Source organism: Kitasatospora sp. NPDC056181, assembly GCF_042266225.1.
Lineage (GTDB): Bacteria > Actinomycetota > Actinomycetes > Streptomycetales > Streptomycetaceae > Kitasatospora.
The window spans coordinates 26,570-38,892 of record NZ_JBHJUK010000083.1 but is presented as its reverse complement, the minus strand read 5'-3'; the positions used below and the strand labels follow the sequence as shown (position 1 = coordinate 38,892).

The following is a 12,323-nucleotide window of genomic DNA, read 5'->3' as shown; positions in this document are numbered from 1 at the left end:
CCTCGGACTCCGGCCGGTGCGGCCCGCCCGCGCCGGCGTGCCGAGTTCCGGAGGTCTGCCCGTGTCCCTGGTCCGCGTCCACAACTTCTCGGTCTCGCTCGACGGTTACGGGACCGGTGAGGGGCAGAGCCTGGAGGCCCCGTTCGGCCACGCCGGTGACCGCCTCCACCAGTGGTTCTTCCGCACCAGGACGTTCCGCCGGATGCAGGGCCAGGAGGGCGGCGACACCGGCGTCGACGACGCGATGGCCCGGGCCTGGGGCGACGGCATCGGTGCGGAGATCATGGGGCGGAACAAGTTCGGCCCCCAGCGGGGCCCTTGGGAGAACCACGACTGGAACGGCTGGTGGGGGCCGGACCCGGTGTTCCACACTCCGGTCTTCGTGCTGACCCACCATCCGCGGCCCTCGGTGGAGATGGAGGGCGGCACCATCTTCCACTTCGTCGACGCCGCCCCGGAGGAGGCGCTCCGCCAGGCCCGGGCGGCCGCCGGCGGCCTGGACGTCCGGATCGGCGGCGGGCCCGCCACCGTCCGCGCCTTCCTGGCCGCCGACCTGGTCGACCACCTGCACGTCGTCGTGGTGCCGATCGTCCTCGGCCGCGGCGAACGCCTGTGGGACGGGCTCGAAGGGGTCGAGGAGCGGTTCCGCACCGAGTCGGTGACCAGCCCGAGCGGCGTGACGCACGTGACCTTCACCCGCGTCTGACCCACGGCCGCCGCCCCGCGCCGCCCAGGCCGGCGGGGATGCCTGCGGCGAGCGGGCCGGCCCGCCGGCGGCGCCCGGTGGCGCATCCACCGGGGCCCGGGGAGTGCGAGCGCTGCTGGCCGATTGGAGTGAGCCGACGGCCGCGGGCCCGGCCGTGTGCTCGGTTCGGGCGTACGTCGGCGCGCCGCGCCGCACAGGTCTGTGCACGCTGGATCGGGCGGGTGGACGGAGGCGAAGCCCTCCGGACCGCCCGCCCGGCAGACCGCTGCACGGATCGGAGCACCGCATGACCGGGACCCCCGCACCCCTCGACGCCGATGACGAGAACGGCCCGAACCGCCCGAACAGCCCGCATGAAATGGACGGCGCCAACGCAGGACCTCCGCAGTTGCCTGGCTGCGCCGAGGACGCGGCCGCCGCCCTCAAGGAGATGTTCGTCGGCCTGACGCAGGGCGGCCGGATCTCCCGCGGCCAGGACCCCGTCAAACGACCGGTGTTCCTCAAACCGCACGGCGTGGCCCGCGGCGTGCTGACGGTCTCCCCCGACCTGCCCGCCGACCTGCGCCTCGGGTTCCTGAAGACCGCCCACGAACGGCCGGAGGGCCTGACCGCCTGGGTGCGCTTCTCCAGCGACACCGTGCCCGGCAGCCCGGACCTGGACACCACCCTCGGCATCGGCGTCAAGCTGTTCGACGTCCCCGGTCCGAAGCTGCTGGACGGCGAGCACGGGGCCGGCACCCAGGACCTGCTGCTGCAGAACCACGACGTCTTCTTCGTCGACACCGCCCAGGACATGTGCGAGTTCACCAAGGCCGGTGTCGTCGACGGCTCCTACGACCGGTACCTGCGCGACCACCCGGTCACCCAGGAGATCCTCGACGCCATGGCCCGGTTCGAGGAGAGCGTGCTCACCGCCACGTACTGGGGCGTGCTGCCCTACGCCTTCGGCCCCGAGCGCTTCGTCAAGTACAAGCTGGTGCCCGCCGGTTGCGAACCCGGCGACCCGGCCGCCGTGCCGCCCGACGAGAACCCCGCATACCTGGCCGCCGACCTGCGGCACCGGCTCGCGGCGGGCACGGCCGCGTTCGACCTCATGCTGCAGTTCCGGACCGACCCGGAGCGCATGCCGCTGGACCGGGCCACCGTGCGCTGGGAGGAGGCCGAGAGCGAACCGGTGACGGTGGCCCGGCTGACCCTCCGGAAGCAGGACGTCGCCGCCCGGGGCCAGGCCGCCTACGGCGAGAACCTCGCCTACAACCCGTGGCACGCCCTGGCCGAACACCGCCCGGTGGGCAGCATCGCCGAGGTGCGCAGGACCGTCTACCAGGCCTCGGCGGAACAACGCCGCGACGTCAACGGCATCCCGGCGACCGAGCCCGGCCCGGCCCGCCCGCTGATCACGCCGCCGCCCGGCCGCGACACCCGGATCGTCCGCGCCGCCGTGCACCCGGCGATCGGGGTGGCCCGGGTCGGCGACAGCGCGGAGGAGTACGTCCTCGCCCCCGAGGTCGACCAGCCGCAGCCGCTGCCCGCCGGGAGCTACAAGGACGCCACCGGCGCCCTGAAGCGACAGGCCGTCCGGTTCCGCGTCTACGGCTACAACGCCGCCGGCGAACCGGTCGCCGAGCTGACCGCCGACAACGCGGACCTGCGCTGGACGGTGCACGTCGCCAACTCCAAGGCCGCCTGGTACCAGTTCCAGCTGGCCCTCGACATTCCGGAGGCGGACAGCACCGACGCCAGCAACCTGCGCAATCCCAAGGTCCCGGCCGCCCAGCGCGACCGCCTGGTCATCGACCCCGGCCCCAGGTCGGTGCGCGGCCGCAACCGGTCCGGCGGCCCGGAGCACCGCTTCGACACCGGCACCTTCCTGGACCGGCCCGTCTACCTCGGCGAGCTGCGCACCGACGAGAGCGGCCGGCTGATCTTCCTCGGCGGCCGCGGAGTCTCCGCCTCGGCCACCGACACCCCCGCCGACACCTTCGCCAACAACGACGGCTGGCACGACGACGTCTCCGACGGCCCGGTCACCGCCGAGGTCAGCATCGACGGCCGGCCGATCCCGGTCGAGTCGGCCTGGGTGGTCACCGCGCCGCCCAACTACGCGCCCGAACTCACCTCGGTCCGCACGATGTACGACCTGGTCCGCGACGTCTTCGTGACCGCCGGCACACTCCCCGAACCGGCGAAGCCGTCGTTCGTCCGCGACGTGCTGCCCGTCCTGCGGCGCCTGTGCGACCTCCAGTGGGTCAACCACGGTGTGGCCGTCCAGCTGGGGCACGGCGGGCGGGAGGACCTCCTCGACCCCGGCACCCTCGCCGCGCTGGCGGACCCATCGCCCGTCCAGCGGGAGCTGCGCCGGCAAGTCTGGCTCACGATCCGCAACTACGACCGTGACGGCCTGTCCCCCGTACCGTGGCCGGGGGTCTACGGCGACGCGATGAACATCCCGGCCCAGTCGGTGCGCCAGCACGTGACGCTCTCCCCGCTCCAGTACCGCCTCCTGGAGCGTTGGGCCCGCGGGGACTTCGTCGCCGACTACGACGCGCAGGCCGTGCCGCCCGGCTCCCTGGACCAGGTCCCGTTCGCCGAGCGGCCCCGGACCCTCGACCGGGCAGCGCTGTCGTTCTGCCTCGCCGACGCCTTCCACCCCGGCTGCGAACTCACCTGGCCGATGCGCCACACCACCCTGTACAGCAGCCCCTTCCGGGTGCGCCGACGCGATCCGCTGCCCGAGGTCCGGCCCACGTACGGACCGACGCTCACCCCGCAGATCGCCCTCTCGTTCGACGGCCCGCTCTACGCCCAGATGCCGGGCGACCTGACGCGCTGGATGGCCGTGCCCTGGCAGACCGACACCGCGAGCTGCCGGTCCGGCTACGAGTACCTCTCCGGCTTCGGCATCTACGACCCGTACCTGCCAACGTTCTGGCCGGCCCGGGTGCCCAACCACGTGATCGCCGAGGAGGAGTACGAGATCGTCATGGACGCCTCCCGGCCCATGGCGGAACGCCTCGCCGCCTTCGGCAACCGGCGGGCCTGGCTCCGCTGGCTCCCCCCGCGCTACGTCGACGCCATCAACGCCATGGTGACGGACTTCGGCAAGCTCGGTGTCGTCGAGCGCCGCCCCGGGCCCACCGACGACCCCCGCCTCCCGGCGGAGCTGCTGGTCGAGTCCGAGGTGAGCTTCCCGGCCGAGCCCGCGCCGCCGGCCCTGCGCAACCTGACCACCGTGCACGTACCGCTCGGCGCCGACCCGGTGCTCGGCGAGGCCGCGATGGCCACCGCCGTCACCATGGCGGAGGTGCCCGACGAGCAGGTCTCGGCGGGCTACATCGACAAGGTCAAACGCCTGCGGCGCGACCGGTGACGACCCGCCCTCGCCCGCCGGGGCCCGCCGACGCCGTGGTGGCCGGCGGCGGCCCGGCGGGCTCCGTCGCGGCGCTGGTGCTGGCGTCCGCCGGCCGGCGCGTCCTGCTCCTCGACGCCGGCGGGCACCCCGCACCGCCCGCCGGCCCGGGCGCGTTCAAGATCGGGGAGTCCCTGCCGCCCGCCGCCCGGCCGCTGCTGCGCGACCTCGGGCTACTGGAGGGCTTCCTCGCCGCCGGGCACCCCGCGTCCACGGGCACGTACTCCGCCTGGGGTTCGCCCGCACTGCACGGCAGCAGCCACCTCTTCGACCCGAACGGCCACGGCTGGCACCTCGACCGGCTCCGCTTCGACGCCTTCCTGCGGGACGCCGCCGTGGCGGCCGGCGCCGAACTGCGACGCGCCACCGTACTGGCCCAGCCCGGCGAGGGCCTGATCGTCCGTGAGCACGACACCGGCACCGTGGCGGAGCTGCGGGGCCGCTGGACGGTGGACGCCACCGGCCGGCGCTGCGTCATCGGCCGCCGGCGCGGCCGCCGCCACCGGCAGGACCGGCTCGTCGCCGTGTACGCCGTGCTCCCGGGCCGGCACCCCGCGGACCGGGCGGGCCCGGAGGACGCCGAGGCGCGCACACTCGTCGAGGCGGCGCCGGACGGCTGGTGGTACACCACCCGGGTCCCGGCCGGGCGCCTGGTCGCCCACCTGACCGACCCCGACCTCGCCGACCCCTCCCTGCGGACCCCGCAGGGCTTCTGGCGCGGCATCACCCGGACCGACCACGTCCGCCGGCGGCTGGACGGCTACGACCCCGCCACCACCCCCGTCCCGCGCTGGACGCCCGCCCACGGCGTGCGGCTCGGCCCGGCCGCCGGCCCGGGCTGGGTGGCGGCCGGGGACGCCGCCCTCGCCTTCGACCCGCTCTCCTCGCAGGGCATCCTCACCGCGCTGCTCACCGGGGCCCGCGCCGGGCAGGCCGTCGCCGCGTGCCTGGCCGCCCCGGGCCGCGCGGCCCACGCCCTCGCCGACTACACGGCGTTCCTGGACGGCGTCGCGGACGCCTACCGAAGAAACCATGCGTATGCGTACGACCAGGAACGGCGCTGGCCCTTGAGCCCGTTCTGGCAGCGCCGCCGAACGGGCGGGGCCTCCCTGCCCGGCATAGCCTGAAAGAGCCCGACCACTCCTCCATGGGGGCAGTCATGACAGCTCCAGCTCCGACGCATGCCGTCTGGGACGCCACGGAGATCACCCAGTCGGTACAGGACCTCCAGCACCGCGTCACCCTCGTCGCCGGCAAGGTCACCGTGGTCCGCGTCTACGTGAGCGGGACCAGCGGCCCCGCCACCCGCGTGCGCGGCACGGTGACGCTGATCCGGTCGACGACGGACCCCGGCGTCAAGGTGACGTCGGCCAACGCCATCGCCCTCGACCCGGACGCCACGCAGAACCTCTCCGCCCGCCGCGCCGACGCGGACCTCAGCCTCAACTTCCTCGTGCCGCCCGCCCTGACGGCGGAGGGGCCACTCGGCGTGAGCTCGGTGACCCTGAGCGACGCCCTGACCGGCGCCGCCCTCCCGCTCGGCCCGACGGGTGGCGGCCCGACCGTACTGTTCCGCACCGGCCCCCCGCTGCGGATCCGCGTCCTCGGGCTGCGCTACACCAGCACCGACCCGCCGGGCACCTTCGCCCCGCGGGACCGGGACTTCACCGCCCTGGTCAGCTGGCTGCGACGCGCCTACCCGGTGGCCGAGGTCATCAGCTCACACGCCGTCATCGACGCCACCCCCGCCGTCCCCTTCACGTGCGAGGACACCAACGCCCAGCTCGCGGCCATCCGCAACCTGGACGTCAGCGCCGGCGCCGACCCGCGCACCCACTACATCGGCCAGGTGGCCGACGGCGGGTTCTTCATGCGGGGCTGCTCCTCCGGCCTCCCCGTGGTGGCCGACCCGACCGTCGTCGCCTCGTCGCCCTGCGGTTCGGCCTCCTTCGGCTGGGACTTCGACGGGACCTACGGCGACTGGTACGGCGGCCACGAACTCGGCCACACCTTCGGTCGCCTGCACCCCGGCTTCTGCGGCGAGTCCGCCGACGACCGGCAGAACTACCCGTTCCAGAGCGGGCAGATCGCCGACGGGCCGGACACCTTCGTCGGGTTCGACGTCGGCGACTCCGCGCTGAACCTGCCGATGAAGGCCCGGCCGGGGATGCAGTGGCACGACGTGATGACCTACTGCGACCGCCAGTGGATGAGCAGCTACACCTACGAGGGCATCCGGCGACGGCTGGTGGCCGAGAACGCGCTCGTGGCCGGCGCCCCGCAGCCCGAGGGCACGACCCCACCCGTCCTCGCCCCGCTCACCGTCGTCCCGGTCGCCGGGCGTCCGGCACCTCCCGGGTCCGCCGGGTCCCCCGGATCCGCGGGGTCCGCCGGCGGCCGCCCCGACGAGCGGTTCCCGAGCCTGGCCGTCACCCCGGCGCCTCCCCCCGAGGCCGCACCTGCCCTGCGGGCAGTCGAGGCGGCCCCGGAGGGCGGGCAACTCGTCAGCGTCGTCGGTACGGTGAACCTCACCCGGCGCGAGGGCGGCATCCGCTTCGTCAACCCGGTCACGCCCCTGGCCGCCCGGTCCGCCCCGCCCGCCGGCGCGCCCGGCCCCGACGGTGTGGCCGCCGGCCCGGACGGCGGGGCGGGCCCGAACGGCGGGAGCGCGGTGCTCCTGCGGATCCGGCAGACGGACGGTGCACCGCCGCGCGAGGTCCCGGTCACGGTCAGGCTCGCTTCCGAGCTGGCCCCGGGCGACGACCGCACCGGCCTGGTGGACGCCGTCGTACCGCTCGGGGCCGACCCGGAGGCGATCGAACTGGTCGTCGGCGGACAGGTCGTGGACACCTTCCGCCCCGGGGGCCCGCCCCGGGCCCTGCGCGCCGCCCGCCACGCGCAGGCCCGGCCCGGGACGTTCGAACTGGCGCTGGACTTCGAGCAGCAGCCGGACCCCGGCCAGACCTTCGCCGCACAGGTCAGCACCGACGACGGCGGCACCTGGCAGACGATCGGCGTCGGCCTGAAGGACCCTCTGCTCCAGGTGGACCGCAGCCAGTTCCGCCCGGGCGACAAGGTCCGGCTGAGGATCATCACCACCAACGGATTCACGAGCACCACGGCCGACGTCCAACAGATCCAGGTGTGACCCCCGAGACCGGTCCAGCACGGATCCCCTGCGCCTTCCCGGTCAGGCGTAGGACCACTCCGTTCGCGGCGGGCCCTGGGTGATCAGTGAGCGTGGCAGCTCTGTGATCACCCAAGGCCCGTACGTGTTTCGCGACAGGGCGCCCGACCGCGCCCATCTGCGCGGTCTCCCGAGCGAGGCGCTCTGGCCGGCGAAGACGCGAAGGCGCCCCGCACACGGGTACGTGCGGGGCGCCCGTTGATGTACCGGAGGTCAGGCGGGGCGGATGTGCTCGGCCTGCGGGCCCTTCTGGCCCTGTACGACGTCGAAGGTCACCTTCTGGCCCTCCTGGAGTTCACGGAAGCCCTGGGCGTCGATGTTCGAGAAGTGCGCGAACACGTCGGGGCCGCCGCCGTCCTGTTCGATGAAGCCGAAGCCCTTTTCGGCGTTGAACCATTTCACTGTGCCGGTCGCCATGCGCTTCTCCCTCGTGGGAACCGATCGGGTCCCACTGGTGTGGGCCCGGAGGTGATCGCCCTGGTCCGGAGATGCGTTGAACAGCAAGTACCCCACGGCAGGTAGCCGCAAGGAGGACTTCGGAACCACGACTGCTTGATCGAAACGTTACACCGCAGGGGACCCCACAGCCGGGGAGTCGCACCGGACGCGAACCGGCGTGGCTGTGGTGCCCGAAGGCGTCGGTCGGGTCGAGCCGTCGGCGCGGGCGAGCACGAGCGGGCCCCTGCCGAACAGATGCGGGAGGCCTCGCACTGGCAGACCCTGGGAGAGGAACCGACCTCGGAGGAGAGCGATGACCAGTACCAGTGGCTCACGGGAACCGAGCGCCATGGTGCACATGTCGATCTCCGGTGCGCCATCCGCGGCGAACGTGGTCGCCGACACCGTGGCGCAGTCGTACAGGCTGACCGCCGTCCCCGGCCTCGGCCCAGCAGGGGACTACGTCTCACCCGCCGATCAGGTCGTCCGCACCCGCTGGCAGGTGGACACGTCGGCACCGATCGAAGAAACCGCACCGTCGGTTGCCCTCGCAGACGCCGGCGCCGACCCGGTGAAAGTGGAGCTCAACGGTCGACGCGATGCCGTCGTCAAGGTCGATGTGCTGATCCGCGCCCGCTTCCGCGCCGGACCGCCGGCGGGATTCTCGCAGTCCTTCGAAGTCTGGCCCGGGAGTCCGCCGCACGCCACGGGCCGGCCCTGACCGAAGCGGCACACGCCCCGGTCACCCCGCGTCGATGAGACGGGTGCTCGTCCGGCGCAGGTGGGCGTCGATCAGGGCGATGGTGGCCTCCGGCTGTTCGATCTGCGGAAGGTGACCCGCCTCGGGGACGACCTCGAGTGTGCCGTTGGCGAAGGCGTCGGCGTACGCGGCGCCGTATGCGGGGGTGACGATGCGGTCGCTCTCCCCCCAGACCAGGAGAGTCGGCACGTGGACGCGTCCGAGCCGGCGCAGGAGTTTGGGGTCGTGCATGTAGGGGTCGCCCGCGAGGGTGCGCACGGTGGCCGTGTTGCCTTGCCGACGGGCGAGTTCGCCGGCGGGGATACCGGCGGGGTCGACGTGGTAGCGGTCGGGGTCGTGCCAGGAGTGTTCCGCCGCACTGCGCGCGTCGAGGGCGAAGAAGTCGGTGATCGGTTCCGTTTCGACGTTCACGCCGACGGCGCTGATCAGGACGAGGCCGGTGATGATTCCCGCGGTGTCGCGTACGGCCATCTCGGCAGCGGTCCAGCCGCCGAGTGAGGAGCCGATGACGAGGACGTCGTCCAGCCGGCGGTCGCGTAGGTGGTGGAGGTAGGCGAGGGCGAGGTCGTCGATGCCGGTGAGCCATTCGGGGCGGTGGGTCCCGTCCCAGCCGGGGTGCACGGGCGTGATGGCGTGTGCGGTGCGGGCGATGTGCCCGGCGAGGCCGGCGACGGTGGCCGGGCCCCCGCCGCCGTGCAGGAGCAGGACCGGCCTGCCGCTTCCGGCTTCGGACATGGTGAGTGACAGGTCGGGGTACACGGCTGCCGTGCGGTCTGTGGTCATGCCCCCACAGTAACTAAACATGCTTATATAAGCTAGCTTGGTAACGCCGTAGACTCGGTCCATGAGTGATGAGCTGCAAGAACTCGGCAGAGCCGTCAAGCAGGCCCAGTACCGGCAGCACCGGGCGCTCGACAGTGCGCTCTCGGCTGCCGGCACCACACTGGCCCAGTGGGACGCCCTGCGTGCGATCAGCCGCGCACCAGGGGCATCGGCCCGCGAGCTGGCCGCGGCGACGTTCCAGACCGAGCAGGCCCTCGGAACGCTCGTCCGCCGCATGACGACCCAAGGCGTGGTCGAGCGCCGACCGGGACACGGCCGGCGCATCGAACACCACCTCACCCCCGCGGGCGAGCAGGTGCTGGCAGCAGGCCACAAGATCGCCGACGAGGTCCTCGCCGCCTGCTTCGCCCCCCTTCCCGAAGCCGACCGCGCGGCCCTGCGCGGCATGCTCCGGCGCCTCACCGCGGAGGAGGTCGCATAGTCGACCGTCAGCTCGCACACGGGTTCGCGAGATCCGACCACCGCCCCGACGACTACCCCTCCCCCGCGGCCGTGGTGTCGCGCTTGATGGCGACCATCGCCGCGTCGTCGCCCAGCCGCCCGCCCGCATGGGCGAGGAGGTCCTGGCACAGTCGGCGCAGGAGGGTGTGGGGATCACCGGGCGGCCAGGCGGCCAGTCGCTCGGCGAGCGGATAGAAGGCCCCTGATGCGTCGCGCGCCTCGATGACACCGTCCGTGTACAGCAGCGCGATGTCACCCGCCTCGAAGGCGAAGGTCTCGACCTCGACACCGGGCGATCCGGCCAACTCGCTGAGGCCCAGCGGAGGAGCGGGCCGGCTGGTGTCGAGCGAGGTGACACGGCCATCGCGGAGCAGCAGCGGGGGCGGGTGCCCGCAGTCCGCGAGGCGGATCACCGGCTCCGTGTCGGGAACGTCGAGAACGGCCGCGGTGATGAACGACTCGGTGCCGTCGGCGTCCGCGGTGTCGTACGCCGGGTCACCGGTGTCCCCCGTGCCTCCGAAGACCGCTCCCTCCAGGTGGGTGACCAGCATGGGCAGGTCGACCTGACGGTAGGCCGCGGTCCGGAAGGCACCGAGCACCAAGGACGCCTCGCCGATCGCTTCGAGGCCCTTGCCCCGGACGTCGCCGATCAGGAATCGGCTTCCGCGCCGGGTACGCACGGCCGCGTACAGGTCGCCGCCGATCTGGGCCTCGGCCTCCGCCGCGAGGTAGACCGACGCGATCCGCAGCGGGCCCATCCGAGCCGGAATGGGCCGCTGGAGCACTGCCTGCGCCGCCTCGGCCACCGAACGCAGCTGCGTCATCTCCTTCTCGTGCTGCTCCCGCAGATGGGCGAGGAAGGCCACGAGCAGGGAGATCAACGCCAGGGCGACGATCTGGACCGAATGGTTGAGGTCGACCAGGGTGGCCCGCACGGCCGCGACGATTCCCTGGGCCAGGACGGCCGCCGCCCCCACGACGACGGTCGTCCCCGCGCCGGCGAACGAGGCCGTGATCGCGGGGGCGGCCACCAGGAGCGGCCCGAGGTGCACCTCCGGCGGCGCCAGCATGTCCACGACGGAGATGACCACGATCAGCACGAGCGGAATGAGGATCAGCGGGCGGCTCCGTTGTCGCGACCACCGCAGATCCACATGCCACCGAGATTCCATGCCTCCTGCATACCTCCTCCCGACCTCACACCGGGGTCACCCGGCCCCGGCCCCCGTTCGCCGTGTCGGCGAAGGCTCAGCACCTCGCGCCGTGTAGGCGACCGGCTCGCCAGCCGACCAGCAGGTCCCAAGGCAGCTTGCTCAGGTCGCAACGGCCTCGGCAGGCAGGTGCGCGGGCGGAGGTCGGGACAGGCAGGCGATCCGGCCGAGACGGGCGGACAATGCCGAATCCGGGATCCGGGGTCCAGGTGTCGGGCGGGTCGGCGGGTCGGCCGGGGGCGGACGGATGCGAAGCGGCGTGCGCCGTTGCAGACGGTGGCGATCGAGGACCGGGCGGTCCACGGAACGAGGGCGTCGGGGACGAGCGCCGGCATCCTCGACCGGCACACCCGGGCACCCCACTGGTGATCAACACGGCGCCGTGGCCTCGGGACTGGGTGATCCAGCAGGGTCGCGGTGTTCGGTCCTCCGTGCGGAACAGAAGCGAGCGCACTCCAACAGGTCGCAGATCGTGCGACGGCAGCAACCCCGTGCAACGGTTGCTACGCCACCAGACCGTGGCAAAAGCAACACAAGGAGAACCTCATGAGCGCCAACCGCATCGAACCGAAGCAGCTCGCCGCGGCCGCGGCCCAGGGCGTCGCGATCGCGATCGCGGCCCGCAACGCCTCGGACGAGTTCGACATCTCCCGGCCCATCGTCGCCGGCTTCTTCCCCGAGGAGCTCTTCGAAGTGACGCTGGCCCAGAGCTTCGACGGACAGTTCGCGGTGAAGAACGTCCAGCCGCTCAAGGCCCCGCGGTAGACCCGCGATGCCGCAGGACGAGGCCGACGACGGCGGCGGACTGCTCTGCCCCAGCGCGCCGGCCGATTCGGCCGGGTCGGTCCTGATCGGAGTCGTGTCGGGCACCCCGGGCGCACCGCGGGTCGTCCCGACCGCGCACGCGATGCCCGTCACCCTTGAGATCACCGAACTGGCCCGGCCCGCCTCGCCCGGCGAGGTCTTCCGCTTCGCCTCGGCCTGCCGCACGTCGGGCTGCGTCCACTTCAAGCAGTCGGCATGTCAGATCGCCTCCCGCAGCGCCGTGGTGCTGGACGAGGTGGTCGAGGAGCTGCCGAGGTGTCCGATCCGTGCCCAGTGCCGCTGGTTCCACCAGGAAGGGCCCTCGCTCTGCCGGCGCTGCCCGCAGATCGTGACGGAGCAGCACCGGCCCACGGCCGAGATGCTGCGGATCGTGAACGAGGACGATCCGCCCGCGGGCGCCGTTCCTTGAGGTCCTGGTTCTGATTCTGGACTTGGTCGTGGCCCTGGTCCTGGTCGTGGCCCCAGGAACGGCCCCAGGACCGGCGCCGACCCCGGTCCGGGAC

General features: G+C 73.1%; 11 protein-coding genes. 8 read left to right on the top strand and 3 right to left on the bottom strand.

Annotated elements, in window-relative coordinates; genetic code table 11:
* Positions 1-61 precede the first annotated feature (61 nt).
* The 4 genes from ACFC1F_RS27440 to ACFC1F_RS27425 all read left to right on the top strand — a co-directional run bounded on the left by ACFC1F_RS27440 (position 62) and on the right by ACFC1F_RS27425 (position 7,263).
* The gene (locus ACFC1F_RS27440) at positions 62-706 is read left to right on the top strand and encodes a dihydrofolate reductase family protein (protein ID WP_376162201.1); all 645 of its coding nucleotides are present in this window, start codon (positions 62-64) and stop codon (positions 704-706) included.
* A 286-nt stretch (positions 707-992) separates the two neighbouring features.
* A complete protein-coding gene (locus ACFC1F_RS27435; RefSeq protein ID WP_376162199.1) occupies positions 993-4,076 on the top strand; it encodes a LodA/GoxA family CTQ-dependent oxidase in 3,084 nt (1,027 codons plus the stop codon).
* Positions 4,073-5,242, top strand: coding sequence for an FAD-dependent monooxygenase (locus ACFC1F_RS27430; RefSeq protein ID WP_376162197.1), 1,170 nt, complete (start codon positions 4,073-4,075; stop codon positions 5,240-5,242). Before ACFC1F_RS27435 ends, ACFC1F_RS27430 begins: the two co-directional genes overlap by 4 nt.
* 32 nt (positions 5,243-5,274) lie before the next feature.
* The gene (locus ACFC1F_RS27425; protein ID WP_376162195.1) at positions 5,275-7,263 is read left to right on the top strand and encodes a hypothetical protein; all 1,989 of its coding nucleotides are present in this window, start codon (positions 5,275-5,277) and stop codon (positions 7,261-7,263) included.
* 252 nt (positions 7,264-7,515) lie between these two features.
* On the opposite strand, the gene ACFC1F_RS27420 is transcribed toward ACFC1F_RS27425, so the two are convergent.
* Positions 7,516-7,719 carry a cold-shock protein gene (locus tag ACFC1F_RS27420; RefSeq protein WP_209415952.1) on the bottom strand — a complete coding sequence of 68 codons (204 nt, stop codon included), beginning with the start codon at positions 7,717-7,719 and terminating at the stop codon, positions 7,516-7,518.
* A gap of 334 nt (positions 7,720-8,053) precedes the next feature.
* Between ACFC1F_RS27420 and ACFC1F_RS27415 the strand changes: the two genes are divergently transcribed.
* Complete coding sequence (locus ACFC1F_RS27415; RefSeq protein ID WP_376162193.1) at positions 8,054-8,461, top strand: hypothetical protein; 408 nt, start codon at positions 8,054-8,056, stop codon at positions 8,459-8,461.
* Between the two features lie 21 nt (positions 8,462-8,482).
* On the opposite strand, the gene ACFC1F_RS27410 is transcribed toward ACFC1F_RS27415, so the two are convergent.
* Positions 8,483-9,283 (bottom strand): alpha/beta fold hydrolase, encoded by an 801-nt coding sequence (locus tag ACFC1F_RS27410; protein WP_376162191.1) that lies wholly within the window; start codon positions 9,281-9,283, stop codon positions 8,483-8,485.
* Between the two features lie 61 nt (positions 9,284-9,344).
* On the opposite strand from ACFC1F_RS27410, the gene ACFC1F_RS27405 reads away from it, so the two are divergent.
* On the top strand, positions 9,345-9,764 hold the full coding sequence (locus tag ACFC1F_RS27405) for a MarR family winged helix-turn-helix transcriptional regulator (protein WP_209415955.1): 420 nt from the start codon (positions 9,345-9,347) through the stop codon (positions 9,762-9,764).
* A 52-nt stretch (positions 9,765-9,816) separates the two neighbouring features.
* Here the strand turns inward: ACFC1F_RS27405 and ACFC1F_RS27400 are convergent, their stop codons facing one another.
* Positions 9,817-10,884, bottom strand: a complete 1,068-nt coding sequence (locus ACFC1F_RS27400; RefSeq protein WP_376162189.1) for a PP2C family protein-serine/threonine phosphatase — start codon at positions 10,882-10,884, stop codon at positions 9,817-9,819.
* A 657-nt stretch (positions 10,885-11,541) separates the two neighbouring features.
* On the opposite strand from ACFC1F_RS27400, the gene ACFC1F_RS27395 reads away from it, so the two are divergent.
* Entirely contained in the window at positions 11,542-11,760 is a 219-nt protein-coding gene (locus ACFC1F_RS27395; protein WP_148647754.1) for a hypothetical protein, read from the top strand.
* A gap of 7 nt (positions 11,761-11,767) precedes the next feature.
* Positions 11,768-12,229, top strand: coding sequence for a hypothetical protein (locus ACFC1F_RS27390; RefSeq protein ID WP_376162187.1), 462 nt, complete (start codon positions 11,768-11,770; stop codon positions 12,227-12,229).
* Positions 12,230-12,323 lie beyond the last annotated feature (94 nt).